General features: G+C 62.8%; 25 protein-coding genes. 11 read left to right on the forward strand and 14 right to left on the reverse strand.

Annotation, left to right across the window (positions count from 1 at the left end; all coding sequences use genetic code 11):
- Positions 1-141 precede the first annotated feature (141 nt).
- Positions 142-2,064, forward strand: coding sequence for a molecular chaperone DnaK (gene dnaK, locus BC363_RS12980; protein ID WP_065784835.1), 1,923 nt, complete (start codon positions 142-144; stop codon positions 2,062-2,064).
- A gap of 346 nt (positions 2,065-2,410) precedes the next feature.
- Positions 2,411-3,547, forward strand: a complete 1,137-nt coding sequence (gene dnaJ, locus BC363_RS12985) for a molecular chaperone DnaJ (protein ID WP_065784834.1) — start codon at positions 2,411-2,413, stop codon at positions 3,545-3,547.
- Positions 3,548-3,568: 21 nt separating this feature from the next.
- Here dnaJ and BC363_RS12990 read toward each other — a convergent pair whose 3' ends face one another.
- The 3 genes from BC363_RS12990 to BC363_RS13000 form a co-directional block, all read right to left on the reverse strand.
- Complete coding sequence (locus BC363_RS12990) at positions 3,569-4,447, reverse strand: DUF2182 domain-containing protein (protein WP_141690295.1); 879 nt, start codon at positions 4,445-4,447, stop codon at positions 3,569-3,571.
- Positions 4,448-4,452: 5 nt separating this feature from the next.
- Positions 4,453-5,088, reverse strand: coding sequence for a DUF1326 domain-containing protein (locus tag BC363_RS12995; protein ID WP_065784833.1), 636 nt, complete (start codon positions 5,086-5,088; stop codon positions 4,453-4,455).
- A gap of 190 nt (positions 5,089-5,278) precedes the next feature.
- A complete protein-coding gene (locus tag BC363_RS13000; RefSeq protein WP_065784832.1) occupies positions 5,279-6,028 on the reverse strand; it encodes an SDR family oxidoreductase in 750 nt (249 codons plus the stop codon).
- A gap of 143 nt (positions 6,029-6,171) precedes the next feature.
- Here BC363_RS13000 and BC363_RS13005 point away from each other — a divergent pair, with 143 nt between their 5' ends.
- Together BC363_RS13005 and BC363_RS13010 are read left to right on the forward strand one after the other, a co-directional pair.
- Positions 6,172-7,071 (forward strand): LysR family transcriptional regulator, encoded by a 900-nt coding sequence (locus tag BC363_RS13005; protein ID WP_065784831.1) that lies wholly within the window; start codon positions 6,172-6,174, stop codon positions 7,069-7,071.
- Between the two features lie 179 nt (positions 7,072-7,250).
- Positions 7,251-8,603, forward strand: a complete 1,353-nt coding sequence (locus BC363_RS13010) for a serine hydrolase (RefSeq protein ID WP_083223585.1) — start codon at positions 7,251-7,253, stop codon at positions 8,601-8,603.
- 56 nt (positions 8,604-8,659) lie between these two features.
- Here BC363_RS13010 and BC363_RS13015 read toward each other — a convergent pair whose 3' ends face one another.
- Both BC363_RS13015 and BC363_RS13020 read right to left on the reverse strand, forming a co-directional pair.
- Entirely contained in the window at positions 8,660-9,664 is a 1,005-nt protein-coding gene (locus BC363_RS13015) for an inorganic phosphate transporter (protein ID WP_065784829.1), read from the reverse strand.
- On the reverse strand, positions 9,664-10,308 hold the full coding sequence (locus tag BC363_RS13020; RefSeq protein WP_065784828.1) for a DUF47 domain-containing protein: 645 nt from the start codon (positions 10,306-10,308) through the stop codon (positions 9,664-9,666). Before BC363_RS13020 ends, BC363_RS13015 begins: the two co-directional genes overlap by 1 nt.
- A 306-nt stretch (positions 10,309-10,614) precedes the next feature.
- On the opposite strand from BC363_RS13020, the gene recF reads away from it, so the two are divergent.
- From recF to BC363_RS13035, 3 genes are read left to right on the forward strand one after another with little or no spacing between them, the layout of a single operon-like run.
- Positions 10,615-11,739: a DNA replication/repair protein RecF gene (gene recF, locus BC363_RS13025; protein ID WP_065784827.1), complete on the forward strand. Its 1,125-nt coding sequence runs from the start codon at positions 10,615-10,617 to the stop codon at positions 11,737-11,739.
- 28 nt (positions 11,740-11,767) lie between these two features.
- Positions 11,768-12,541, forward strand: coding sequence for a molybdopterin-synthase adenylyltransferase MoeB (locus tag BC363_RS13030; RefSeq protein WP_065784826.1), 774 nt, complete (start codon positions 11,768-11,770; stop codon positions 12,539-12,541).
- On the forward strand, positions 12,541-13,008 hold the full coding sequence (locus BC363_RS13035; protein WP_065784825.1) for a GNAT family N-acetyltransferase: 468 nt from the start codon (positions 12,541-12,543) through the stop codon (positions 13,006-13,008). Before BC363_RS13030 ends, BC363_RS13035 begins: the two co-directional genes overlap by 1 nt.
- 11 nt (positions 13,009-13,019) lie before the next feature.
- Here the strand turns inward: BC363_RS13035 and BC363_RS13040 are convergent, their stop codons facing one another.
- Positions 13,020-14,024, reverse strand: a complete 1,005-nt coding sequence (locus BC363_RS13040) for a D-glycerate dehydrogenase (RefSeq protein WP_053252511.1) — start codon at positions 14,022-14,024, stop codon at positions 13,020-13,022.
- Between the two features lie 177 nt (positions 14,025-14,201).
- On the opposite strand from BC363_RS13040, the gene BC363_RS13045 reads away from it, so the two are divergent.
- Positions 14,202-14,753 carry an SH3 domain-containing protein gene (locus BC363_RS13045; protein WP_139110162.1) on the forward strand — a complete coding sequence of 184 codons (552 nt, stop codon included), beginning with the start codon at positions 14,202-14,204 and terminating at the stop codon, positions 14,751-14,753.
- A 245-nt stretch (positions 14,754-14,998) separates the two neighbouring features.
- Here BC363_RS13045 and BC363_RS13050 read toward each other — a convergent pair whose 3' ends face one another.
- Positions 14,999-15,991 carry an adenosine kinase gene (locus BC363_RS13050; protein WP_065784824.1) on the reverse strand — a complete coding sequence of 331 codons (993 nt, stop codon included), beginning with the start codon at positions 15,989-15,991 and terminating at the stop codon, positions 14,999-15,001.
- A gap of 85 nt (positions 15,992-16,076) precedes the next feature.
- Complete coding sequence (locus BC363_RS13055; protein ID WP_065784823.1) at positions 16,077-16,505, reverse strand: VOC family protein; 429 nt, start codon at positions 16,503-16,505, stop codon at positions 16,077-16,079.
- Between the two features lie 69 nt (positions 16,506-16,574).
- Here BC363_RS13055 and BC363_RS13060 point away from each other — a divergent pair, with 69 nt between their 5' ends.
- Complete coding sequence (locus tag BC363_RS13060) at positions 16,575-17,168, forward strand: TetR/AcrR family transcriptional regulator (RefSeq protein ID WP_065784822.1); 594 nt, start codon at positions 16,575-16,577, stop codon at positions 17,166-17,168.
- Positions 17,169-17,217: 49 nt separating this feature from the next.
- Here the strand turns inward: BC363_RS13060 and nth are convergent, their stop codons facing one another.
- Positions 17,218-17,991, reverse strand: coding sequence for an endonuclease III (gene nth / locus BC363_RS13065; protein ID WP_065784904.1), 774 nt, complete (start codon positions 17,989-17,991; stop codon positions 17,218-17,220).
- A gap of 22 nt (positions 17,992-18,013) precedes the next feature.
- Here nth and BC363_RS13070 point away from each other — a divergent pair, with 22 nt between their 5' ends.
- Together BC363_RS13070 and BC363_RS13075 are read left to right on the forward strand one after the other, a co-directional pair.
- Positions 18,014-18,511: a DUF2244 domain-containing protein gene (locus tag BC363_RS13070; protein WP_065784821.1), complete on the forward strand. Its 498-nt coding sequence runs from the start codon at positions 18,014-18,016 to the stop codon at positions 18,509-18,511.
- Between the two features lie 74 nt (positions 18,512-18,585).
- The gene (locus BC363_RS13075) at positions 18,586-19,458 is read left to right on the forward strand and encodes a bifunctional helix-turn-helix domain-containing protein/methylated-DNA--[protein]-cysteine S-methyltransferase (protein ID WP_065784820.1); all 873 of its coding nucleotides are present in this window, start codon (positions 18,586-18,588) and stop codon (positions 19,456-19,458) included.
- 53 nt (positions 19,459-19,511) lie between these two features.
- Here the strand turns inward: BC363_RS13075 and BC363_RS13080 are convergent, their stop codons facing one another.
- From BC363_RS13080 to BC363_RS13100, 5 genes are all read right to left on the reverse strand, one after another.
- Entirely contained in the window at positions 19,512-20,147 is a 636-nt protein-coding gene (locus BC363_RS13080) for a 2,3-bisphosphoglycerate-dependent phosphoglycerate mutase (protein WP_065784819.1), read from the reverse strand.
- A 31-nt stretch (positions 20,148-20,178) separates the two neighbouring features.
- A complete protein-coding gene (dapB, locus tag BC363_RS13085; protein WP_065784818.1) occupies positions 20,179-20,997 on the reverse strand; it encodes a 4-hydroxy-tetrahydrodipicolinate reductase in 819 nt (272 codons plus the stop codon).
- Between the two features lie 25 nt (positions 20,998-21,022).
- Positions 21,023-22,825 (reverse strand): ABC transporter ATP-binding protein, encoded by a 1,803-nt coding sequence (locus BC363_RS13090; RefSeq protein WP_065784817.1) that lies wholly within the window; start codon positions 22,823-22,825, stop codon positions 21,023-21,025.
- A 111-nt stretch (positions 22,826-22,936) separates the two neighbouring features.
- The gene (locus BC363_RS13095; protein ID WP_065784816.1) at positions 22,937-23,956 is read right to left on the reverse strand and encodes a glucokinase; all 1,020 of its coding nucleotides are present in this window, start codon (positions 23,954-23,956) and stop codon (positions 22,937-22,939) included.
- Positions 23,957-24,095: 139 nt separating this feature from the next.
- The gene (locus tag BC363_RS13100; RefSeq protein WP_065784815.1) at positions 24,096-24,482 is read right to left on the reverse strand and encodes a methylglyoxal synthase; all 387 of its coding nucleotides are present in this window, start codon (positions 24,480-24,482) and stop codon (positions 24,096-24,098) included.
- Between the last annotated feature and the right edge of the window lie 71 nt (positions 24,483-24,553).

The raw sequence follows: 24,553 nt of genomic DNA on the forward strand, positions 1-24,553 counted from the left end.
CTTGCAGTCCGAAACGCCGGTCCTTATATACGCCGCATCGGCGCAGCCACCGCTGCGAAGAAATCCAAAGACCATCCCGTTAGGGGCTGTCTCACGAATGCCTGACCGGGTTCCGACAGTCCGCTGCAAGGAGAGAACGACATGGCTAAAGTTATTGGTATTGACCTGGGAACGACCAACTCCTGCGTTGCCGTCATGGACGGAAAAGACGCGAAGGTGATCGAAAATGCCGAGGGCGCGCGCACGACCCCCTCGATGGTGGCATTCAGCGAAGACGGCGAACGTCTCGTTGGCCAGCCGGCCAAGCGCCAGGCGGTCACCAATCCGGAAAACACGCTTTTTGCGATCAAGCGCCTGATCGGCCGCACCTTCCAGGATCCGACCACGCAAAAAGACAAGGCCATGGTGCCTTACAAGATTACCAAGGCCGACAATGGCGACGCCTGGGTCGAAGCGCACGGCACGGACTATTCGCCGTCGCAGATCTCCGCCATGATCCTTCAGAAGATGAAGGAAACCGCCGAATCCTACCTCGGTGAAAAGGTCGAGAAGGCCGTCATCACCGTTCCGGCCTACTTCAACGACGCCCAGCGCCAGGCAACCAAGGATGCCGGCAAGATCGCTGGCCTTGAAGTGCTGCGCATCATCAACGAGCCGACCGCTGCCGCGCTCGCCTACGGCCTCGACAAGAAGGACGGCAAGACGATCGCCGTCTACGACCTTGGCGGCGGCACCTTCGATATCTCGGTTCTCGAAATCGGCGACGGCGTCTTCGAAGTGAAGTCGACCAACGGCGACACCTTCCTCGGTGGTGAAGACTTCGACATGCGTCTCGTCGAATATCTCGCCGGCGAGTTCAAGAAGGAACAGGGCATCGACCTGAAGAACGACAAGCTCGCTCTTCAGCGCCTCAAGGAGGCTGCCGAAAAGGCCAAGATCGAGCTGTCTTCGTCGCAGCAGACCGAAATCAACCTGCCGTTCATCACGGCGGACGCTTCCGGTCCGAAGCACCTGACGATGAAGCTGACCCGCGCCAAGTTCGAAGCGCTTGTCGACGACCTGATCCAGCGCACCGTTGCTCCGTGCAAGGCCGCGCTCAAGGATGCCGGCGTCTCGGCTGCCGAAATCGACGAAGTCGTTCTCGTCGGCGGCATGAGCCGCATGCCGAAGGTCCAGGAAACCGTGAAGCAGCTGTTCGGCAAGGAGCCGCACAAGGGCGTGAACCCGGATGAAGTCGTGGCCATGGGTGCTGCGATCCAGGCCGGCGTCCTGCAGGGCGACGTCAAGGACGTCCTGCTGCTCGACGTGACCCCGCTGTCGCTCGGCATCGAAACGCTCGGCGGCGTCTTCACCCGCCTGATCGAACGCAACACGACGATCCCGACCAAGAAGTCGCAGACCTTCTCGACCGCCGACGACAACCAGTCGGCCGTGACGATCCGCGTCTCCCAGGGCGAGCGCGAAATGGCAGCCGACAACAAGCTGCTCGGCCAGTTCGATCTCGTCGGCATTCCGCCGGCACCGCGCGGCATGCCGCAGATCGAAGTGACCTTCGACATCGACGCCAACGGCATCGTGCAGGTCTCGGCCAAGGACAAGGGTACGGGCAAGGAACACCAGATCCGCATCCAGGCATCCGGTGGCCTGTCCGACGCCGACATCGAGAAGATGGTCAAGGACGCCGAGGCCAATGCCGAAGCCGACAAGAAGCGCCGCGAAGGCGTGGAAGCGAAGAACCAGGCCGAAAGCCTGATCCATTCTTCGGAAAAGTCGCTGAAGGACTATGGCGACAAGGTTTCGGAAACCGACCGCAACGCGATCTCCGAGGCCATTGCCGCGCTGAAGACCGCTGTCGAGGCCTCCGAGCCGGACGCCGAAGACATCAAGGCCAAGACCAACACGCTGATGGAAGTCTCCATGAAGCTTGGTCAGGCGATCTATGAGGCCCAGCAGACGGACGCCGCCCATGCGGACGCCGCCGCTGACGCCGCCCGCGACGGCGATGTCGTCGATGCGGACTATGAAGAAGTCAACGACGAAGACGACCGTAAGCGGTCGGCCTAAGTCGCTCTCTCCTAGAGACGGAAAAGCCCGGGGTGACCCGGGCTTTTTTGTTGCTCCCATCCCTCGCAAGCTCGCGCCAGGCGGCTTGTGATGGGCACCAGCCCCCGACGATCCACGTTGCTGAGACTGCCACCACAGGGCAATGTCGCCGACATGGGCGCTGCCAAATGGAGCCAAGACGGTGCAAGACCGGCACAAACGTCATTTTTCCGACAAAAAACCGCGTCCGCGGCCCGATGGGCTATGGTATCGCGCTTCAAGGTTTACTAAATCCAGTGGCAAGGTAACCAGGCCGCCGCCGGGCCCCCGCGCTGGCACGCCTTGTCAACAGGACAATCTTTGAAGAATGAAACGTGATCTTTACGAAACGCTTGGCGTTGCCAAGAACGCGGATGAGAAGGAGCTGAAGAGCGCCTTCCGCAAACTGGCGATGCAGTATCATCCGGACAAGAACCCCGGCGACGCCGCCTCGGAAAAGACCTTCAAGGAAATCAACCAAGCCTACGAGACGCTCAAGGACCCGCAGAAGCGAGCGGCCTATGATCGCTACGGCCACGCGGCCTTCGAGCAAGGCGGCATGGGCAACGGCTTCGGCGGTGGCGCCGGCGGCGCCGGCGGTTTCTCGGACATCTTCGAAGACATCTTTGGCGAGATGATGGGTGGCGGGCGCCAGCGGCGTTCGTCGGGTGGCCGCGAGCGCGGCGCCGATCTGCGCTACAACATGGAAATCTCGCTGGAAGAGGCCTATTCCGGCAAGACCGCACAGATCCGGGTGCCGACCTCGATCACCTGCGATGTCTGCACCGGGTCCGGCGCCAAGCCCGGGACCAGCCCGAAGACCTGCGGAACCTGTCAGGGCTCCGGCCGCGTACGCGCCGCCCAGGGTTTCTTCTCGATCGAGCGCACCTGCCCGACCTGCGGCGGCCGTGGCCAGACGATCACCGATCCCTGCACCAAGTGCCACGGCCACGGCCGCGTCACTGAGGAGCGCACGCTCTCCGTCAACATTCCGGCCGGCATCGAAGACGGCACCCGCATTCGCCTCTCCGGCGAAGGGGAAGCGGGCCTGCGCGGCGGACCGGCGGGCGATCTCTACATCTTCCTCTCGGTCAAGCCGCACGAGTTCTACCAGCGCGACGGCGCCGATCTCTATTGCAGCGTGCCGATCTCGATGACGACGGCGGCGCTGGGCGGCAAGTTCGACGTCACCACGCTCGACGGCACCAAGTCGCGCGTGACCGTGCCGGAAGGCACCCAGGCCGGGAAGCAGTTCCGCCTGAAGGGCAAGGGCATGCCGGTGCTGCGTTCCAGCCAGACCGGCGATCTCTACATCCAGATGCAGATCGAGACGCCGCAGAAGCTGACCAAGCGCCAGCGCGAGCTGCTGCAGGAATTCGAGCAGATCTCGTCGAAGGACAACAACCCGGAATCCGCCGGCTTCTTCGCCCGAATGAAGGATTTCTTCGACACGCTGAGCGACTGACGCCGAGCGGTCACCCCAAGATCACGTCATGGCCGCAAGCTGCCACAGCCCGGCCATGACGATCAGCGCGCCCGCGATGCGGGACAGTATGCGGCCGCCGGGCACGACCTTTTCCGCAAGCACGAAAATGGCGATCGCCGCGATCCACAGGACGTTCATCACCCCGCCGATGAACAGGAGCGCCATCAGCGCCCAGCAACAGCCGACGCAATAAAGACCGTGGAGAAGTCCGAGCCGGTAGGCGCCGCCCGCGTCGCGGCGAAAACCGCCATGGTTCTGGATGAACATGAGCGGCGCCTGGCACTGCCGCAGGCAGGCGTCCTTCAGCGGTGTCCATTGAAACAGCCCGATCGAAATCAGGATGACACTGCTGAGAATGCGGCTGGCGCTGGCCAGCATCGGCGTCAGCAGCAAGGCGGCCTCCAGCAGCCATTGCCCGAGCGTTGCCGCCAGAGCGAACAGGATCCAGGCACAGAGATAGCCGCCGGCAAAGAAGCCGGTGGCGGCAAACGGCTTGTCGTCGAGCGCCGCCTGCCGCCCGACATGGGCGTAGAGCAGGATCATCGGCGTCGCCGAAGGCGTCATCATGCCCACCATCATCATCGCCCACATGACAAAGGCATAGGCGAAGGTCGAAGCGCTCCAGGGGCGGAGGTTAACGTCGGCCATCGAGACCATGGCACCCGGCGACATGTCCATGCCCATGTCGTCACCGGCGCCCATATCCATGGTCATGACGCCGCTCATGCCATCGCTTGAGGGTGGCATGACCGCCATGGCATCCATGCCGGTTGCCAGCCAAAGGATATAGAGCCAGGTAACCCCGGTCAGTGCCAACAGCGCGACCGCGACGATGACGCGGTCGCGCCTTAGAAGCGTTTCGAGCGCGGTGTCGACCATGGGCGTCAGTGAACCACGCCACTTTCGGTCAGATGCATGCTGGCGAAATGGGCGTGCGAATCCGGGATGGACAGCGTCAGCGGCCCCTTCGTATCGGCCCATCCGCGGCCGACCTCGCAGAGATCATATTCGAAGCCCTGCGGAAGGTTGATGCGTGCCTGATGCGGATTGCCGGTGACCGGGTTCAGGATCGGCTCGCCGCGCGCCTCGATCCAGCCGGGCACATTCAGCGTCGCTGTCCGTGCACGCACATCAACGTCGAAGTCGATATCGGCAAAGACGGGATCGTGAAAAGTTTCGAAGGTGGTGGCAAACACCTGGAAGAACGTCGCGCCCGGCTCCGTATCCTGGCCGCTCATGATGCGCAGCAGGGACTCGCGCTGCGCCGGCGTGGCGCGGATGTCGACGATGGGCACGACCTGCCCCCTGCCCTCGTGGATCGCGCCGGGCCAGGCGGCGATCATCCCGCATTTCAGCCCGTCAAGGCGCGTTTCCCCGTGATGACCGCTTTCGATTTCAAACCCGCCGACCGCGCTGCAATTGCCGTGGGTCGGTCGCGCATTGAACTGGCAGGGGCAGCCATAGGCGCAATTGCAATGAATGAATTCTCGCCCCTTGATCGTCCATCTGACACTCGTCATCGTCTCCTCCGGGATCTGATCGGTGTGGGATCTGTTTCATTCTCCTCGAATGCACGGCAATTCATTAGAATGAAAAAAAATATACTCTTGTCGGTGACCTATGCCAACGCCGGAGGCGGCGTGCCTGCGGCCAGGGACGGCCGTCGCCGCCGCCCGACGCTGAACGGCGGGCGGCGGCGACAAGCAACGGTCAGAGCGTGGCCATGCCGCCGTCGATGATCAGTTCGGCGCCGACCGTAAACGCGGCCTCGTCGGAGGCGAGAAAGACGATTGCCTTGGCGATCTCGCTGGCGTCGCCGAAGCGGCCGAGCGGGATCTGTGCGGCGATCGACGCGACAATCTCCTTGTTCTCCGCCGGCGTCGCACCGTGCCCGTCGTGCAGCGGCGTCCGGATCGGGCCGGGGCTGACGGCATTGACGCGAATGCCGCGACCGATGAGTTCACCCGAAAGCGTCTTGGCGAGGGACAGGAGCGCTGCCTTGCTGAGTGCATAGACGCTGGAGGTGGGCATGCCGATATGGGCGTTGATCGAGGTGTTGAGCACGATCGAGGCCGGCTTGGAAAAGATCGGCAGCAACGCCTGGATCAGGAAGAACGGACCCTTGACGTTGATGTTCAGCGTCTGGTCGAAGCTGGCTTCATCCCATTTTTCGAGCGGCTGGAGCTTGGCGATACCGGCGTTGACGAAAAGAATGTCGAGATGGCCGGAGGCAGCCTTGAACTCTTGTGCAACCCCGGTCTGTCCGGCGGCGTTACCGGCATCCGCCTCGATGATGACGGCGCCGTCTCCGAGCACCTTGCGCGCTTCGGCGATGTTCTTCGGATTGGTGCCGGTAACCGCGACCCTTGCACCCTCGGCGATGAACTGGCGCGCCGTCTCGAGACCGATGCCGCTGGTACCGCCGGTGATGAGCGCGGTCTTGTTCTGCAAACGTGACATGATGGAGTTCCTTCTGTTGGGTTTGGCTTGGGACCGGTCTTCTTTCCATCGACCGCTGTCCTTCGATGCCGATAGATATGGCCGAAGATCGCCGTTCGGATTAGTCTGCCAATGATGGAACTCGAATTCGGAAATGCCGAACGATGCTGAAGATCGAAGGAATTGCTGCCTTTGTCACCGTCGCGGAAGCCGGCTCGATCAGCGAGGCGGCACGCCGGCTGCGGCTGTCGAAATCCGTGATCAGCGAACGGGTCGCCGAGCTGGAGCGCAGCCTGAACGCAACACTCTTGCATCGCACCACGCGCAAGCTGACGCTCACCGAGGATGGCATCGCCTTTCGCGAGCGCGCGGTGCGGATCGTCGGCGAGGTGCAGGCCGCCGCCAGCGATCTGGCCGAGCGCCGCGGAACGCTGACCGGGCCGCTGCGGATCGCCGCCCCCGTCAGCTTCGGCCGTCTGCATCTTGGGCCGGCGCTCTATCCGTTTCTGGCGGCGCATCCCGAAATCGAACTGACGCTCGATCTCGACGACCGCCGCGTCGACGTCGCCTCGGAAGGTTATGACGCCATCGTGCGCCACGGGGTCATCGCCGATTCACGACTGATCGTCTGGAAACTTGCCAGGAGCCGGCGCCTGCTGGTCGCCTCGCCCGACTATCTCGAGCGCAACGGCGTGCCGGCCTCGCTTGCCGAACTCAATGATCACCGCGGCATCTTCTACACCAACCGCGGCGCCTCCGACTGGCGGTTCGAGGGACCGACCGGTTCGACTGTCATCCGCGCCCGCATGGCGCTCAGGATCAACAATGGCGACATGATCCACGACGCCGCCGTCGCCGGGCTTGGCATTGGCCTGCTGCCGGCCTTCATCTGTGGTCCCGCGGTGCGCGACGGTCGACTGCGCGAGATCGATGTCGGTTTTCGCCCGGAACCGGAGTTCATCTACATGGCCCATCCAGAGGGCCGGCGGACCTCGACCAAATTGCGGGCAATTGCCGAACATCTGAAGAAGGCCTTTGGCGATCCTCCGCACTGGGATCCGTGAGCCGCCGGGGCATCTCGGGCGTGACAGCCAACGCCCCCAACCTTCCGCCACATCTTGATCCGGTCTTGACCAAGTCTCGACCATCAAGGCGTGACATGTGCCGGACGCGCCTTGCAACCCAAAATTGGATGCCTATCTCGCCCCCAATGCGACACTTCCTTCTCACCTGGATCATGCTCATGACGCTCGGCGCCACCGCCCAAGCGGAGCCTCTTTCCGCAAGAGACGACGAAATTCGCGAGATACTGGCCGAACGTATCGACGACCAGAAGCAGTCGGTCGGGATCGTTGTCGGCATTATCGATGCGAGCGGACAACGAGTCGTCGCGCACGGCCGCCTGGCCAAGGACGATCCGCGCCCCGTCGATGGCAACACAGTGTTCGAGATCGGCTCGGTGACCAAGGTCTTCACAGCACTGCTGCTTGCCGACATGGTCGAACGTGGATCTGTCCGGCTCGACACGCCCGCATCGCAGCTGCTGCCGGAAAGCATAGCCATCAAATCCACCGATGGCGCACCCATCACGCTGAAACATCTGGCGACGCACATGTCCGGCCTTCCGAGGCTGCCGGACAATCTGGTACCGGCCGACGACAGCGACCCCTATGCCGACTATGACATCGCCAAGCTCTATGCCTTCCTGTCCGGTCACCAGCCGACGCGGCAACCCGGCGTCCAGCACGAATATTCCAACCCCGGTTATGGTCTGCTTGGCCATGCGCTGGCATTGCAGTCAGGCCTAGCCTACGATGCGCTCGTCAGCGAGCGCATCGCGGTCCCCCTCAGCATGACCGATACCGCGATCACCCCGCGCGTGGAATGGAAGGGGCGGCGAGCGACCGGCCATGACGCTGGCCTGGAGCCGACAAACGATTGGGATCTCGGCGCGCTTCAGGGGGCCGGGGCGCTGCGCTCGACAGCGAACGACCTGCTGGTCTTCCTGCAGGCGGCGATCGGCAGGAAGTCCTCAGCCCTGACGCCCGCGTTTACCGCCATGCTCGCCGAACGGCAGCCGCTTGGCGACGGCAACGCAGAGCAGGCGCTCGGTTGGCTGATTTCCGGCCGTGGCGAGAAACAAATCGTCTGGCACAATGGCGGCACCGGCGGCTACCGATCGTTCGTCGGCTTCCGTCCGGCGACCGGCGTCGGCGTGGTTGTCCTGTCAAACACGGCGACGGAGGTCGGCGTCGACGATATCGGCGTGCATCTGCTCGACAGAGAGAGGCCACTTGCGCCCGCGCCGGTTCGACGCGTCGCGATCTCGCTCGAGCCGGCGGCCTACGATAGCTATGTCGGCACCTATCGGCTGGCGCCCGATTTCGATCTGACGGTTTTTCGCGACGGCGATCGGTTGTTTGCGCAGGCAACGGGCCAGGGGCGGGTCGAAATCTTCCCGGAGGCAGAGCATCGCTTCTTTGCAAAGTCGGTCGATGCGCAGTTGACGTTCGAGGTACCGGCCGGTGCGCGCGCAGCGCGGCTGACACTGCATCAGAATGGGCACGACAGCCCGGCACCGCGCGTGAGCGACTGACGCGCCTCGATTTCAGAAGTGTTCCGCCCCCGGCATTCGGCCGGAGGCGGATAGGATCACAGGAACAGATCGACTGCGAGGTAGGTGAGCGCCGAGATCGCCGCAGCGGCGGGCATGGTCACGAACCAGGCGATGACGATGTTGCCGGCAAGGCCCCAACGCACCGCCGAGACACGCTTGGCGGCACCCACGCCGATGATGGCACCGGTGATCGTGTGGGTGGTCGAGACCGGAATGCCGAGCCAGGTGGCGGCAAACAGCGTGATGGCGCCGCCGGTTTCCGCGCAGAAGCCCTGCATCGGATTGAGCTTGGTGATCTTCGAGCCCATCGTATGCACGATGCGCCAGCCGCCAAACAGCGTACCGAGCGCAATCGCTGCCTGGCAGGTGATCACCACCCAGAACGGCACGTAGAACTCGGAACCGAGATAGCCCTGTGAAAACAAGAGCACGGCGATGATGCCCATGGTCTTCTGCGCATCATTGCCGCCGTGGCCGAGCGAATAGAGCGAGGCCGAGATGAACTGCATCACCCGGAAGGTACGGTCGACGGCAAACGGCGTCTGGCGGACGAACAGCCAGGACACGATGAGGATCAGCAACAGCGCCAGGAAGAAGCCGATCATCGGCGACATGAAGATGGCGCCAACGGTCTTCAACAGGCCGGTCCAGACGATGGCATCACCGCCGGTGCGCGCCAGGCCGGCGCCGACCAGGCCGCCGATCAGCGCGTGCGACGAGCTCGATGGGATGCCGAAGATCCAGGTCGCGATGTTCCAGACGATCGCTCCGATCAGCGCCGAAAAGATCACCAGCGGCGTTACGATGGTGGGATCGATAATGCCTTTGCCCAACGTTTCGGCCACATGCAGGCCGAAGAACAGGAAGGCGATGAAATTGAAGAACGCCGCCCACATGACCGCATATTGCGGCCGGAGCACCCGGGTCGAAACGATGGTTGCGATCGAGTTGGCGGCGTCGTGCAGGCCGTTGAGAAAATCGAAGAACAGTGCGATCGCGATCAGTGCGATCAGCAGCGGCAGGGCGAGCGTCGCGTCCATCAGACGTTCTCGATCACGATGCCGCTGATCTCGTTGGCGACGTCCTCGAAGCGGTCGACGACCTTCTCGAGCTCGCCGTAGATCTCGCTGCCGATGATATAGGCCATGGCATTGTTGGCGCCGTGGCGGCGGAAGAGATCCTTCAGACCCTGGTCGTGCAATTCGTCGGACCGGCCTTCGATGCGCGTGATTTCCTCGGCAATGGCGATGAGCCGGCCGTGGTTGACGCCGATGCGGTCGAGCAGCGGGATGGCCTCTGCGATCAGATGCGCCGCCTGGACGACGATGGCGCCCATTTCCCTCATGCCCGGATCGAAGGTCTTCTGTTCAAAGAGCCGGATGGTCTTGACCGTCTTGTGCATCATGTCGATGGCATCATCCATCGACTGGATCAGATCCTTGATGTCGCCACGATCGAACGGCGTGATGAAGGAGCGGCGAACGGCCAAAAGCACGTCGCGGGTGATGTTGTCCGCCTCGTCTTCGAGCGCGACGATCCGGTCGCAGTGCTTCTCGAGGTCGTCGCCGCCGGCCAGAAGCTTGTCGAGCGCGTCGGCGGCACCGACGACCGTGCGCGAATGGTGTGCGAAGAGATCAAAGAAGCGGTCTTCGCGGGGAAGGAGTTTGCGGAACCAAGCCAGCATCACAAATATGTCCGTTCGTGGATTGTCATGCGGCTGTCATATTGTACGCAAGCCATCAAGAAAAGCGCCGAACTGCAGGGATCGTAAGGCTTTCCCCGCCGATATGGAGCAATTTTGCCCGGCAACGGCACAGGCCGCCTTTCGTCTTGCCTTGGCGACCGCTTTCGTCCTACTGCATAGTTCCTTAAATCGGCATCGATTTAAGGCGAAAATTATGCAGCGAGTTTAAAGTGTTACAGTGTCCCTTGCGCGTCCTGTTCGACGCGCGGCGCTGTAGCTGGCGCCGAAGTCGAATCCGGACCCGAAATGCCACAAAAGGTTTTTCTCAATCGCCTGAAGCTAAGCGAGTTCCGCAATTATGCGGCGCTGTCGCTGGCGCTCGACGAGAGGCACATCGTGCTCACCGGCGAGAACGGCGCCGGCAAGACCAATCTGATGGAAGCGGTGTCGTTTCTCTCTCCCGGCCGTGGCCTCAGGCGTGCGGCCTATGCCGATGTCGCCCGCGTCGGCGCAAGCGACGGCTTCTCGGTCTTTGCCGAAGTGATGGGCATGGAAGGCCCGGTCGAGATCGGCACCGGCACCGCCGGCACCGGTGAGGGCCAGTCGCGACGCCTGCGGCTGAACGGCACGACAGCGAGTGCGGTCGACGAACTGACCGACCATCTGCGCGTGCTGTGGCTGACGCCGGCCATGGACGGGCTCTTCACCGGCCCATCGACCGATCGCCGCCGCTTCCTCGATAGGCTCGTGCTTTCGCTCGATCCCGAGCATGGGCGACGTGCCAGCGAATTCGACCGCGCCATGCGCAGCCGCAACCGGCTCTTGAGTGAGTTTCGCCCTGATCCTGCCTGGCTAACCGCGATCGAACGCGAGATGGCCGGGCTCGGCGTGTCGATGGCGCTGGCGCGGCAGGAGATGCTGGGCCTGCTGACGGCGCTTGTCGAAAGAAACACCGGCGACAGCGTCTTTCCGTCCGCCCGCCTGGCGCTTGCGGGTTTCCTCGACGAGGAGAGCCACAGGCCGGCCTTCGACCTCGAGGAGCAATATCTCACCATGCTGCGCGAGGGTCGGCCCCGCGATGCAGCCGCCGGACGCACGCTGGACGGGCCGCATCGCACCGACCTCTTGATCCGCCACCGCGAAAAGGACATGGAGGCCGAGCGCTGCTCGACGGGTGAACAGAAGGCGCTGCTTGTCGGCCTGGTTCTCGCCCATGCGCGCCTTGTCGGCGACATGACCGGCCATGCTCCCATTTTGCTGCTCGACGAAATCGCCGCTCATCTCGACATGGGCCGGCGCGCCGCCCTTTTCGATCTCGTCGACGGGCTCGGCGGCCAGGCCTTCATGACCGGCACGGACCGTGCGATGTTCGACGCGCTCGGCGATCGAGGCCGGTTCCTGACGGTGGAGCACGGAAGCGTTTCGGGATGATGGAGCCGATCATGGAAAGTATCCACGCATGACAAACACCAGCCTCGACCCATCGGAAATTGCCCGCTATGCGCGCCACATCATCCTGCCGGAACTCGGCGGTGCGGGGCAGCAGAAACTCAAGGCGGCGCGCATTCTCGTCATAGGCGCCGGCGGCCTCGGCGCTCCCGTTCTTCAATACCTTGCCGCCGCCGGCATCGGCACGCTCGGCGTTGTCGATGATGACGTCGTCTCCCTGTCGAACCTGCAGCGGCAGGTGATCCACCGGACGGCCGATATCGGCCGGTCGAAGGTCGAAAGCGCCACTGATGCCGTTGGTGCGCTCAATCCACATGTGACCGTCGAAACGCATCCGTTCCGCCTTGGGGCCGACAATGCCGAGGCACTGTTTCGTCAATATGACCTGGTGATCGACGGATCGGACAATTTCGACACGCGCTATCTCGCCACCGATACGGCCTCCGCCATCGGCATACCGCTCGTGACCGGTGCGGTCGGCCGCTTCGACGGTTCGCTCACTGTGCTGATGCCCTATCGCGCGGGCAAGGATGGGGAACCGAACCCCTCCTATCGCGATCTCTTTCCGGAAGCTCCGCCGCCCGGCGTCGTCCCCTCCTGCGCCGAGGCAGGCATCATCGGCGCCCTCACCGGCATTATCGGAACATTGCAGGCTATGGAAGCCATCAAGGTGATTGCAGGAATTGGCGAACCGCTGGTCGGCCGGCTGTTGATGTATGACGCGCTTTCGGCGCAGTTCAGCACCATCCGCTATCACCGGCGCAAGAGCGAGCGGGCGGACTGATGCAGATCGTCCGGATCGATGCGACCTTCGATCGCTACGATGAATTGCTGACGCTGATCCTGCATGCCTTCGCCTATATGGACGGGCGGATCGATCCGCCGTCCTCGGCGCATGCGCTGACAAATGAAGGGCTGAAGAAAAAAGCGTCGGCAGAAATCGGCTTCGTCGCCGTCGACGGCTCAGTGCTTGCCGGCTGCATCTTCTGCAAGCCGGAGATCGACTGTCTCTATATCGGCAAGCTTGCGGTCGCCGCAGCCTACCAGAAAAAAGGCGTCGGCCGGCTGCTGCTTGCAAGCGCCGAAGAAGCAGCGCGCAACCGCCGCCTGCCGGCTCTGAGGCTGCAGACCCGGATCGAACTGATCGAGAACCACCGGACGTTCGCGGCCTGGGGCTTTGTCGAAACCGGCAGGACTGCTCACTCGGGCTTTACCCGCCCCACCACCATCGAGATGCGCAAGACGCTCTGATCAGTCACGGATCAATCGCGACCGGGCAGCACCCGGTCGGGTGGCCGGTGACCGTCGAAGAAGGTGCGGATATTGATCACCACCTTGTCGCCCATGTCGATGCGGCCCTCGAGCGTCGCCGAACTCATATGCGGCAACAGCACGACCTTGCCCTCGCCCGCGAGCTTGATGAGCTTGGGATTGACCGCAGGCTCGTTCTCGAAGACGTCGAGACCGGCACCGGCGATCTTGCCTTCACGCAGGCACTTGATCAGCGCTGTCTCATCGATGATGCCGCCGCGCGCGGTGTTGACGATATAGCTTTCCGGGCGCATCAGCGCCAGGCGACGGGCGGAAAGCAGATGATAGGTCGCCGGCGTCGACGGGCAATTGACCGAGACGATATCGACGCGGGCAAGCATCTGGTCGAGGCTGTCCCAGTAGGTCGCCTCCAGCATCTCCTCGGTCTCGGCCTTGACCCGATGCCGGTTGTGATAGTGGATCGACAGGCCGAAGGCCTTGGCGCGGCGCGCGACCGCGGTGCCGATGCGGCCCATGCCGACGATACCGATGCGCTTGCCGGCGATGCGCCGGCCAAGCATCCAGGTCGGAGACCAGCCGGCCCATTCGCCCTTGCGGTCGGTCAGGATCTGTGCACCTTCGGCAAGCCGACGCGGCACGGCGAGAATGAGCGCCATCGCCATGTCGGCGGTGTCCTCGGTCAACACGTTCGGCGTGTTGGTGACGGTGATACCCTTGCGTGCGGCCGCGTCGACGTCGATGTTGTCGACGCCGTTGGAAAAGCTCGCAATCAGCTTCAGCTGCGGCCCGGCCTGCTCGATCAACGCCGCGTCGATGCGATCGGTCACCGTTGGCACGAGTACGTCGGCGCGCTTCACCGCCGCCACAAGCTCCGGCTGGCTGCGCGGCGTGTCATCGATGTTCAGCTCGGCGTCGAACAGCTCTCGCATTCTGGTTTCGACGATATCCGGCAATTTCCGGGTGATGTAGACCTTGGGCTTCTTCTTGCTTGTCATTGCTGCGATGGGCCTCGTTGACGGGTCCTTAACCAAGTTGGGCGATACTTTCTCCCTGTAGCCGCAATTTCTACCAGACCCGGTCGGGAAGACAAACAAAACTCGCTGCGTCGTCCCCGCGATTTACGCCCCGGCCAAGAGCCTTGGGTGAATTGCGCCTGCAAGTTGCCACGGAAAATGAGCTTCGTCATGCGTCACGTCATTTCCAAACTCTCGTCAGCGTTGATCGCCGCCTGCATCGGCGCGGTCATCACGGCTTCGGGCGCCCATGCCCAGGCCGCAAAAGGGGCCAGCGGATTGCCGCTGCCGCGATTCGTCAGCCTGAAGGCCAAGAGCGTCAACCTGCGCATCGGCCCGAGCGTCGATTACGCGGTGGCGTTCCGTTACCTCAGGCCCGGCGTGCCGGTGGAGATCATCCAGGAATACGATAACTGGCGGCGCATCCGCGATGCGGACGGCACCGAAGGCTGGGTGAACCAGGCCCTTCTGTCGGGCGACCGCACCGCCGTCACCGCGCCATGGATGCGCGGCAAGGGCGAAGGCGTCTTCGTCAATCTGCGCCGCGAACCGCAGAGCACGGCGGCCATCGTTGCCCGCATGGAGCCCGGCGTCGTCATCCACGTCGGTGAATGCAACGGCGACTGGTGCCACATCGAAACCCAGGGTGTCGAAGGCTGGATCGTCCAGAGCGAGATCTGGGGCGCCTATCCCGGCGAAGCCTTTAAATAAAGGCTGCTGCATAGTTCCTTGAATCGGAATCGATTTAAGGACAAAATTATGCAGCAACTCAAAGTGTTACAGCGTCCTTAGCGCGTCATATTTGACGCGCGGCGCTGTAAGCCCACTCTAACATAGGAAGAAAAGGCAAGAGCGTTTCCGGTTTGAACGGAGTCGCAGAAACGCTCTATCTCTTTTTCTACGTATTCCTGACGGAAAGCCGCTTCGCACTTTTCCAGGAAATGCTCCCCCTCGCCTCAGGCGAGCTCGGCCTGCCTGGCGGCAGCGGCAAGCGAGACCATCGGCCTCGGGCCGATCTGGCCAATGACGATACCGGCTGCAAGGTTGCCAAGCTTGCTGCAATCTTCGAGCGACCGCCCGCTCGTATATCCGTGGAGAAAGCCGGCGGCGTAGAGATCGCCCGCCCCGGTGGTATCAACCACCTGCGCAAGCGGTGTCGCGCCGACGCGGACGCGTTCTGTGCCGCGTACGACGACGGAGCCTTCTTCGCTCAAGGTGACGGCTGCAAGCTTGCAGTCCTTCGACAGCTTTTCCAGCGCCAGATCGAAATTCTCGGTCTCGTAGAGTGCCAGCGCTTCCTGCTTGTTGGCAAAGACGATGTCGACGGTGCCGGAGCGCATCAGGTCGAGAAACTCGTCGCGGTAGCGGTGGACGCAGAAACTGTCCGACAGGGTCATTGCGGTTTCGCGGCCGTTTTCATGGGCGATCTTGGCGGCCTCGCGGATCGCATCCTTGGCGCGCGGCGGATCCCAGAGGTAGCCTTCGAAATAGGTGACCTTGGACTGGGCGACGACGTCGGCTTCCACATCCTCCGGGCCAAGCTCGACACAGGCGCCGAGATAGGTGTTCATCGAGCGCTCGCCGTCCTCGGTGACGAAGATCATCGAGCGCGCCGTCGGCGGCACGCTTTCGAGCGGCCTGGTCTGGAAATAGACGCCCTGGGCGCGAATGTCGTGCGCGAAGATCTCGCCGAGCTGGTCGTTGGTCGTCTTGCCGAAATAGGCCGCGCGTCCACCAAGGCTGGCGACGCCGGCCGCGGTATTGCCGGCACTGCCGCCGGAGGCTTCCACCGCAGGACCCATGCGCGAGTACAACAGCTCCGCACGGTCGGCGTCGATGAGGTTCATCGCGCCCTTGATGATGCCATTCTCACTCAGAAAGCCGTCATCGCAGCGCGCAATGATATCCACGATCGCATTGCCGATCGTCAGCACGTCGTATTTTGTCATGAACTCCGTCCAGTTTCCCTAAAGGCCGGTGTTCGTTAATAGCGGTTTTCCAGCCATTTGGAAGACAAAACACGCACGCCAGCGATCATTCCGTCGGCAAGGCGCTTGCATCGTAGGCGGCCGCAAACTCGGCGCTCGGCGGGATCGGCTTGATGACGTCGATCAGCACGCCATTGGGGTCAGCGGTGATAAAATGGCGCTGGCCGAAGTCTTCGTCGCAGATCGCCTTCAGGATCGGCAGCCCGGCCGCCTGGCAATCGGCATAGACCGCATCGGGATCCTCGACCTCGAAGTTGAGGAGCAGGCCACTGACCGGCGCCCGGCCCTCTTCCGGGATCGTTTCATGGCGATAATCGAGAACGGCCAGCGTCACCGTCTCGGATTCCGTCGACTGCAGATGCACGTACCAATCGCTGGTGAACAGCGCCTGGAAGCGAAAGTTGTCGATGTAGAATGCCGCGGTTGCTGCAACGTCTGATGTCATGATCACTGGATAGTAGCTCGTCGATTTCATGGCTTTCCCTCACGGTCGCATTATCATACAATCTGCATGTATTTTCCAATTAACATACAGGCTGAATGCATGCAATTGAAATCCCCTCGCCGGTCCAATCGTGAGCGTTCCGACACGACGCGTGCTGCGATCCTCGACGCCGCTCACGGCCTTTTTGTCGCGAGGGGATATGCGGAGACGTCGACGCCGGACATCGTGGCTGCCGCCGGCATGACGCGCGGCGCGCTCTATCATCACTTCGAAGACAAGAAGGCGCTGTTTCGCGCGGTTGCCGAGCGGGAGGCCAGCGCGGTGGCGGCGAGGATCGAAGCGGCGACGTTCGACGGCCTGACCCCGCGCGAGGCGCTCATAACAGGGGCACGCGTCTTCTTCGACGCCATGGCGGAGCCCGGCCGGATACGCATTCTGCTGCTCGACGGTCCGGCCGTGCTCGGCACGCGAACGATGGCCGCGATCGATGCGGCCAATGCCCAGAGAACGCTGGAAGAGGGCCTGGCGGAAGCGATGGCGCCGAAGGTCTATGATCAGGCCGCGTTGACGGCAACGGCGACGCTGCTGTCAGCGGCTTTCGATCGCGCCGCATTGGAGATTGCCGAAGGCGCGCCGACGGACCTCTACGTCGAAGCGATCGGCCACCTGATCGATCGATTGATCTGCGCCTGAGCCAAGCCCAGCCCGGTCGCGCGCGTCGCAGATGTTTGGGCCGCGCGCATCAGCCGGCAACAGGCAGGATCTGCTGCGGCAGTTCGACCAGAGGCGCCGGGATATCGCAGGTCTTTTCCGGTGCCTTGCAGATGTCGGCAATGACGCAGCGCTCACATTCCGGCTTGCGCGCCTTGCAGCAATAGCGGCCATGCAGGATCAGCCAGTGATGCGCGTGGTAGAGATACTGATCAGGAATGATGCGCGCGAGCTTCGCCTCGACCTCATCAGGGGTCTTGCCCGGCGCCAGACAGAGCCGGTTGGCGATGCGAAGGATATGGGTATCGACGGCGATCGTCGCCTGGCCGAAGGCCATCGACAGCACGACGTTGGCGGTCTTTCGCCCGACGCCCGGCAGCGTTACCAGCTCCTCGCGCGTGCGCGGGACCTCGCCGCCGAAATCGGTGATCAGCTTCTCACTGAGCGCGATGACGTTCTTGGCCTTGTTGCGGAAGAGGCCAATGGTCTTGATGTAGTCGCGCACCTTCTCCTCGCCGAGCGCCAACATCTTTTCCGGGGTGTCGGCGACGGCGAAAAGCGCCCGGGTCGCCCGGTTGACACCGGCGTCGGTCGCCTGCGCCGACAGGGCGACGGCAACCACCAGGGTGAAGGGATTGACGTGTTCCAGTTCCCCCTTCGGCTCCGGCCGCTGAATCGAGAAGCGCCGGAAGATCTCGGCGATGTCTTCGCGGCTGTAGACACCTGATGTTCGCGGGGTGCGGCGGCCTGCCGCCGACGTCGTTTTCGCGGGCTTGTTCGGCAATTTCGGCTTCACGTTTTTCATGATGCATCTATAGTCATTGGTCATGACGAATGGCAACGATCAGACGCTTGGCGGCGAAGAGCCGGTGTTCAGCGCCGAACTGACCCCCTATCGATCCCTGGGCCTTAGGGGATTCAAGGTCTTTTTCCTGATCGCCGGGCTGCTCAGCCTGGTCCATGCGGTCGTGTTCATGGTGATCGGTGCCTGGCCGATCGTATTCTTCTTCGGACTGGACTTCGCCCTGCTGTTCGGCGCTTTCTGGCTGAACTACCGCTCGGCGCGCTCGCGCGAAGAAGTGCGCGTTTCGCGAACCGACGTGTCGGTCCGCAAGTTCGCACCGTCGGGCCGGATGATCGAACATCGCTTCAATCCATTCTGGGCGCGCTTCAGCATCGCCAGGCATCAGGAGATCGGCATCGTCTCGATGAGCGTCAGCGACCGCGGCCAACGGACCGATGTCGGTTCCTTTCTCAATCGCGACGACCGCGAAACCTTCGCCACCGCGTTTTCCCTAGCGCTTGCGACGGTGCGCCGCCGCTGACACGGGGCCAATCAAGTTTCGGGTGGCAACGACACTGGCGGCATGGTTACCTGTGTCATGACAGGAGATGACCGATGAACATAGCGACAACCCTGCCCACCGACATCACGCCGAAGGGCACCGATTACGACACGGTGAGAAGCGTGATCGAAATGCTCACCGAAGAGTATCGCGAGCAGCCTTCGCTCGAAGCGATCGCCCGGAGGCTGAAACAGTCGCCGACGCAATTGCAGAAGGTCTTTACCCGCTGGGCCGGCCTGTCTCCGAAGGCCTTCCTGCAGGCGGTGACGCTCGACCACGCCAAACGGCTCCTGCGCCAGGAAGACATGCCGCTGCTGGAAACCAGCATCGAGGTCGGGCTTTCCGGCCCGAGCCGGCTGCACGACCTCTTCGTCACCCATGAGGCGATGTCGCCGGGCGAATGGAAGGCGCGCGGTGCGGGCCTTACCATCCGCTACGGCTACCATCCCTCCCCCTTCGGCACGGCGCTGGTGATGATCACCGACCGGGGCCTGGCAGGTCTTGCGTTTGCCGATAGCGGCGGCGAGCAGGAGAGCTTCGAGGACATGGCGCATCGCTGGCCGAACGCCAGCTATGTCGAAGACAGCGCGGCAACGGCCCGCTACGCAGCCCGCATTTTCGATCCGGAGCGCTGGTGTGCGGCGGAGCCATTGCGCATCTTCCTGATCGGCACCGATTTTCAGATCCGTGTCTGGCAGGCGCTGTTGAAGATTCCGCTTGGCCGGGCCACGACCTATTCGACGATTGCCGGCAACATCGGCCAGCCAACCGCCTCGCGCGCGGTCGGGGCAGCGGTCGGCAGCAACCCGATCTCGTTCGTCGTTCCCTGCCACCGCGCGCTCGGCAAGAGCGGCGATCTCACCGGCTATCACTGGGGACTGACGCGCAAACGCGCGATCCTCGGATGGGAAGCCGGCAAGGCCTGAGAACGAAAAAAGGGGCGACAGGCGCCCCTTTTGCTTATTGATGCACGCTCAGCCTAGTGCGCGGCCGACATGTCGCCCAGCACTTCCTTGGAAGCGACCGTCGAATTGGCGTTGAGCTTGTAGACCATCGGCACGCCGGTCGCGAGGTTGAGCTTCAGGATCTGTTCCTTGGTCAAGCGGTCGAGAACCATGACCAGCGCGCGCAGCGAATTGCCGTGGGCGGCCACGAGGACCTTCTCGCCGGCAAGCACGCGCGGCAGGATGTCCGTCAGGTAGTAGGGCCATACGCGGGCGCCGGTGTCGCGCAGGCTTTCGCCGCCCGGCGGTGGAACGTCGTAGGAACGGCGCCAGACATGCACCTGCTCTTCGCCCCACTTCTCGCGGGCATCATCCTTGTTGAGCCCGGAGAGGTCGCCATAGTCGCGCTCGTTCAATGCCTGATCGCGGATGGTCTCCAGCGACGACTGGCCGACGGCATCGAGCACGAACTGGCAGGTGCGCTGGGCGCGGATCAGCGACGAGGTGAAGGCGATGTCGAACTTGATGCCGTAGTCGGCGAGCGCCTTGCCACCAGCCTTGGCCTCTTCGACGCCAAGCTCGGTCAGGTCAGGATCACGCCAGCCGGTGAACAGGTTCTTCAGGTTCCAGTCGCTCTGGCCATGCCGGACAAGGACGAGGGTGCCGCTCATATGATTTCCCCTTGAGACGATAGAGATGGTGTCAGTTGAGCCCGAGAACATCGAGCATGGAGTAGAAACCGGGTTTCCGGTCGCGCGCCCAGAGCGCTGCGGTGACGGCACCGCGCGCGAAGATGGAGCGGTCGGCGGCACTGTGGGAAAGGGTTACCTGCTCCCCTTCGCCGGCGAAAATGACCGAATGTTCGCCGATCACCGAGCCGCCGCGCAGCGTCGCGAAACCGATCGTGCCTTGCGGCCGGGCGCCGGTGTGGCCGTCGCGCACGCGCACCGAATTTTCCGACAGAGCGATGCTTCGGCCCTTCGCCGCAGCTTCGCCGAGGAGCAGTGCCGTGCCGGAAGGGGCGTCCACCTTGTGCTTATGGTGCATTTCGAGGATTTCGATGTCCCATGCGGCAGGGCCGAGGGCACGCGCCGCCTTCTCTGTCAGGACGCCGAGAAGATTGACGCCGAGGCTCATATTGCCCGACTTGACGACGCGGGCGTGGCGTGCGGCCGCGCGGATTTTCGCGTCGTCGTCTGCCGAGCAACCGGTCGTGCCGATGACATGCACGATGCGCGCCTGGGCCGCAAGGCCGGCAAATTCGACGGAGCCGGCTGGCGAGGTGAAATCGAGCACGCCTTCGGCTTCGACAAAGGCTTCGAGCGGCTTGTCGGCGACAACGATGCCGATCGGTCCGAGCCCGGCCAGTTCGCCCGCATCACGGCCGATGAAGGGGGAGCCTGGACGTTCGATCGCCGCATGCAGGCGGACGCCGTCCATGCCATGAACCATGCGGATCAGCGTCTGACCCATGCGACCGGCCGCGCCGACGACCACAAGCTTCATGTCCGTTGTGCTCATCGGCGATTTTCCTTCCTGCTCATGTTCAGATTTCGGCGTCGACCGGCGCCTCGGGGGCCTTGCCCTGGAGATTGTGCAGGCGAGCGTAGAGACCGTCCTGCAAGCGCGCAAGGCCCTCATGCGTGCCTTCCTCGACGACGAGACCATCCTTCATGACGATGATCTTGTCGGCGTTGACGACCGTGGACAGACGGTGGGCGATGACGATCACGGTGCGACCGGTCATCGCCTGATCCAGCGCCTTCTGCACCGCGGCTTCCGATTCGGTGTCGAGTGCCGAGGTCGCCTCATCGAGCAGCAGGATCGGTGCATTGCGCACGAGCGCGCGGGCGATCGACAGGCGCTGCCTCTGGCCGCCGGACATCGTTACCCCGTTCTCGCCGACCGCGGTGTCATAACCCTGCGGCTGGGCGAGAATGAAGTCATGCGCATAGGCCAGGCGGGCGGCCTCCTCGATTTCCGCATCCGTCGCATCCGGGCGGCCGTAGCGGATATTGTCGCGGATCGAGCCTTCGAAAAGATAGGGCTGCTGCGAGACATAGGCGATGCCATTGCGCAGCGACTGCTTGGTGACATCGGCTATGTCCTGCCCGTCGATCAGGATCTGGCCCGAGGTCGGATCGTAGAACCGGGGAACGAGGCTGATGACGGTCGACTTTCCGGCGCCGGACGGGCCGACGAGCGCCGTCGTCTTGCCGCCTTCAGCGACAAAGCTGACGCCCTTCAGGATCTCGTCGCCATTGGCGTAGCGGAAACGAACGTCGCGCAGTTCCACGGTCGCAGTGTCAAAGGTGAGTTGCTTCGCATCAGGTTTGTCGCGCTGATGCGGAACGGTATCGAGAATCTCGTAGACCATGCGGGCGTTGACCGCAGCGCGTTCCAGAGACACTTGCAGGCGCGCCAGACGTCGCGCCGGGTCATAGGCCATCAACAGGGCGACAACGAAAGCGAAGAAGGCACCTGGCGGAACATCGTTGTAGATCGCGCGGAAGGCGGAATAGGCGAGTACGCAGGAGATGGCGAGGCCGGCAAAGGTCTCGGTCATCGGTGCCGTGCGTTCGCTCAAGCGCGCGATCCGGTTGGCACGGTTTTCCGCCCGGTTGACGATCGTCTCGACCTTGCCGCGCAATTCACTTTCCATCGTGAACGCCTTGACGATGGAGATGCCCTGGATCGTCTCCTGCATGGCGCCAAGAACGCGGCTGTTGACCTCGATGGCCTCGCGCGTTGCCGAGCGCAGCCGCTTGGAGACATAGCGCAGGCCGAGCAACAGCGGCGGCGCGGTAACAAACACAATGATCGACAGCAGCCAGTCCTTGACGAACATCACGCCGATCAGACCGATCAGGGTCAACAGATCGCGGGCAATCGAGGTGACGGTTAGATTGAGGACGTCACGGATGCCACTGACGTTCTGGCTGATCTGGGCTGCAAGCTGTGCCGACCGTGTCTCGCTGAAGTAGCCGACGCTGAGCGCCATCAGATGTGCGTAAAGCCGCTTCTGATAGCGTGCGACGATATTGTTGCCGATCTTCGACAGGGCGACGGCCTGGCCGTAGGTGGCAAAACCGCGCAAGACGAAGGCGCCAAAGATCGAGCCGCAGACCAAAAGCACGATGCTCGCGTTCTTGTTGGCAAATGCCTCATTGATCACGGTCTCCATGATCGAGGCAGTAAAGCCGGTCGTCGCGGCGACGACGGCCAGACAGGCAATGGCAAAGAGATAGCCACGGATATGGTCACGGCCGTTTTCTGCGATGACCCGCTTCAAGATTCCGGTGATGGTGTCGGAATCGACAGCATGCTGTTTTTTATCGTTGGCGCTCAAAAAGCCTGTCTTCCCTGAGCCTGCATGGTAGGTCGAACGCCGACACTACCTTTCCCGGGCTCTATAGTGGTTTGGTGCGGCTTTGGCGAGTCTTTGCGCGCGCCGCCGCCATCAGCTTCTCCAGCGACGTCCCTCCGTAGCAACACCGAAGTCTCTCGGTGTGCGCGCGAAAGCCGCCAAACCGGACAGTGCCGCCATCGGATGGATGACCGCGAAGGTCGGGATGGTCTTCATCAGCGCGGAATGCGGCGCCTTGTCTTCAAAGGCGGCGCGGAACTCCGGTTTTTGCAACGCCGGCAGGATCTTCTGCGAAATGCCGCCAGCCAGGAACACGCCGCCACGCGCCATGAAGATCAGCGCCATGTCGCCGGCAACCCGGCCGAGATAGGTCGAGAACAGCGATATCGTTTCCACCGCAGCGGGATTGTTGCCGGCAAGCGCACCTGTGGTGACCTCGGCCGGATCATTCAGGACCGACTCTTCGCCACTGGCGGCGCAGACGGCGCGATAAAGGTTCATGATGCCGCGGCCGCAGAGGATCTGCTCGCCGGCCATGCGCCCCTCGATCGGCTCCAGGAACGGCCAGATCTGGTAGTCGCGCTCGGTGCGTGGACCGATATCCACGTGACCGCCTTCGCCGGGCACCGGAAACCAGGTGTGCTGCGCAAAGACCAGGCCGCCGACGCCCAGGCCCGTGCCCGGGCCGAGAACGACGCGGGAGGTCAGCGGGCGAACGCTGCCGCCACCGATCTGGACCAGATCTTCGGCCGCGGGGGCGGCGACGGCCAGCGCCTGTGCCTCGAAATCGTTGATGATGAGGACGTCTTCCAGCCCAAGGCTGGAAAGCATGTCCTTCGGGCGAATCACCCAGCCGGCGTTGGTCAGCGGAATCTCGTCGCCCCTGATCGGGCCGGCGACGGCGAGGATTGCCGAGCGCGGCTGAACGGACGTCTTGTCGAGGATGCTCTTCTGCATCGCTTCCTCGATCGTCTCGAAATCGCCTGTCTTGATCGGCGGCAACTGCTTCGGCTCGGCAAAGGCATCGAGCAGCAGGGCGAAGCGGGCATTGGTGCCGCCGATATCGCCGATCAGGATCGGAAAGGAAAAGCTGTTGTCACTCGCACCGGGCATCACACTGTCCATCCTGATCGTCGCCGTGAGGTTTCGAATTCTCTACAGCGCCGCGCGTCAAATATGACGCGCAAAGGACGCTGTAGCACTTAAACTTGCTGCATAATTCCTTGAGATCGGATCCGACTTAAGGAATTAGTCAGTAGCAGTTGTGGTTGAAGTCGATCAACTGCTCGGCCGTGGCGCGATTGAGCGCCATCGGAATATCGTAGACGATCGCAAGCCGCATCAAGGCCTTGACGTCGACATCATGCGGCATCGCCGTCAGCGGATCGACGAAGAAGATCAGAAGCTGGATGTCGCCGGTGGCGATCATCGCGCCGATCTGCTGGTCGCCGCCAAGCGGGCCGCTTTTCAGCCGCGTGATGTCGAGACCGGGGCAGACATCGAGAACGCGGCCGCCGGTCGTACCGGTGGCCACGATCTTCCACTGCGAAAAGACCGCCTCGTTGGCCTTGGCAAAGGCGGCGAGATCGTCCTTCTTCTGATCGTGAGCGATCAGGGCAACGCATTTCCGATCCGCCATGCCGTATCCCCGCCATCAAATTTAAATCGATTTGATGGCCGTATACATGAGCCTATCGAGATTGAAAAGGC

The organism is Ensifer sp. LC384 (genome assembly GCF_001695865.1).
Taxonomy (GTDB): Bacteria; Pseudomonadota; Alphaproteobacteria; order Rhizobiales; family Rhizobiaceae; genus Ensifer.

What these genes read in the sequence shown, in the direction of transcription:
- BC363_RS13050 (WP_065784824.1), bottom strand. Translation starts at nt 15,991, where the DNA reads ATGACAAAATACGACGTGCTGACGATCGGCAATGCGATCGTGGATATC.
- BC363_RS13030 (WP_065784826.1), top strand. Translation starts at nt 11,768, where the DNA reads ATGACAAACACCAGCCTCGACCCATCGGAAATTGCCCGCTATGCGCGC.
- BC363_RS13075 (WP_065784820.1), top strand. Translation starts at nt 18,586, where the DNA reads ATGAACATAGCGACAACCCTGCCCACCGACATCACGCCGAAGGGCACC.
- recF (WP_065784827.1), top strand. Translation starts at nt 10,615, where the DNA reads ATGCCACAAAAGGTTTTTCTCAATCGCCTGAAGCTAAGCGAGTTCCGC.
- BC363_RS13000 (WP_065784832.1), bottom strand. Translation starts at nt 6,028, where the DNA reads ATGTCACGTTTGCAGAACAAGACCGCGCTCATCACCGGCGGTACCAGC.
- BC363_RS13095 (WP_065784816.1), bottom strand. Translation starts at nt 23,956, where the DNA reads ATGCCCGGTGCGAGTGACAACAGCTTTTCCTTTCCGATCCTGATCGGC.
- BC363_RS13015 (WP_065784829.1), bottom strand. Translation starts at nt 9,664, where the DNA reads ATGGACGCGACGCTCGCCCTGCCGCTGCTGATCGCACTGATCGCGATC.
- BC363_RS13045 (WP_139110162.1), top strand. Translation starts at nt 14,202, where the DNA reads ATGAGCTTCGTCATGCGTCACGTCATTTCCAAACTCTCGTCAGCGTTG.
- BC363_RS13080 (WP_065784819.1), bottom strand. Translation starts at nt 20,147, where the DNA reads ATGAGCGGCACCCTCGTCCTTGTCCGGCATGGCCAGAGCGACTGGAAC.
- BC363_RS13070 (WP_065784821.1), top strand. Translation starts at nt 18,014, where the DNA reads ATGACGAATGGCAACGATCAGACGCTTGGCGGCGAAGAGCCGGTGTTC.
- BC363_RS13035 (WP_065784825.1), top strand. Translation starts at nt 12,541, where the DNA reads ATGCAGATCGTCCGGATCGATGCGACCTTCGATCGCTACGATGAATTG.
- BC363_RS13020 (WP_065784828.1), bottom strand. Translation starts at nt 10,308, where the DNA reads ATGCTGGCTTGGTTCCGCAAACTCCTTCCCCGCGAAGACCGCTTCTTT.
- BC363_RS13100 (WP_065784815.1), bottom strand. Translation starts at nt 24,482, where the DNA reads ATGGCGGATCGGAAATGCGTTGCCCTGATCGCTCACGATCAGAAGAAG.
- BC363_RS13005 (WP_065784831.1), top strand. Translation starts at nt 6,172, where the DNA reads ATGCTGAAGATCGAAGGAATTGCTGCCTTTGTCACCGTCGCGGAAGCC.
- BC363_RS13040 (WP_053252511.1), bottom strand. Translation starts at nt 14,024, where the DNA reads ATGACAAGCAAGAAGAAGCCCAAGGTCTACATCACCCGGAAATTGCCG.
- nth (WP_065784904.1), bottom strand. Translation starts at nt 17,991, where the DNA reads ATGAAAAACGTGAAGCCGAAATTGCCGAACAAGCCCGCGAAAACGACG.
- dapB (WP_065784818.1), bottom strand. Translation starts at nt 20,997, where the DNA reads ATGAGCACAACGGACATGAAGCTTGTGGTCGTCGGCGCGGCCGGTCGC.
- dnaK (WP_065784835.1), top strand. Translation starts at nt 142, where the DNA reads ATGGCTAAAGTTATTGGTATTGACCTGGGAACGACCAACTCCTGCGTT.
- dnaJ (WP_065784834.1), top strand. Translation starts at nt 2,411, where the DNA reads ATGAAACGTGATCTTTACGAAACGCTTGGCGTTGCCAAGAACGCGGAT.
- BC363_RS13060 (WP_065784822.1), top strand. Translation starts at nt 16,575, where the DNA reads ATGCAATTGAAATCCCCTCGCCGGTCCAATCGTGAGCGTTCCGACACG.
- BC363_RS12995 (WP_065784833.1), bottom strand. Translation starts at nt 5,088, where the DNA reads ATGACGAGTGTCAGATGGACGATCAAGGGGCGAGAATTCATTCATTGC.
- BC363_RS12990 (WP_141690295.1), bottom strand. Translation starts at nt 4,447, where the DNA reads ATGGTCGACACCGCGCTCGAAACGCTTCTAAGGCGCGACCGCGTCATC.
- BC363_RS13010 (WP_083223585.1), top strand. Translation starts at nt 7,251, where the DNA reads ATGACGCTCGGCGCCACCGCCCAAGCGGAGCCTCTTTCCGCAAGAGAC.
- BC363_RS13055 (WP_065784823.1), bottom strand. Translation starts at nt 16,505, where the DNA reads ATGAAATCGACGAGCTACTATCCAGTGATCATGACATCAGACGTTGCA.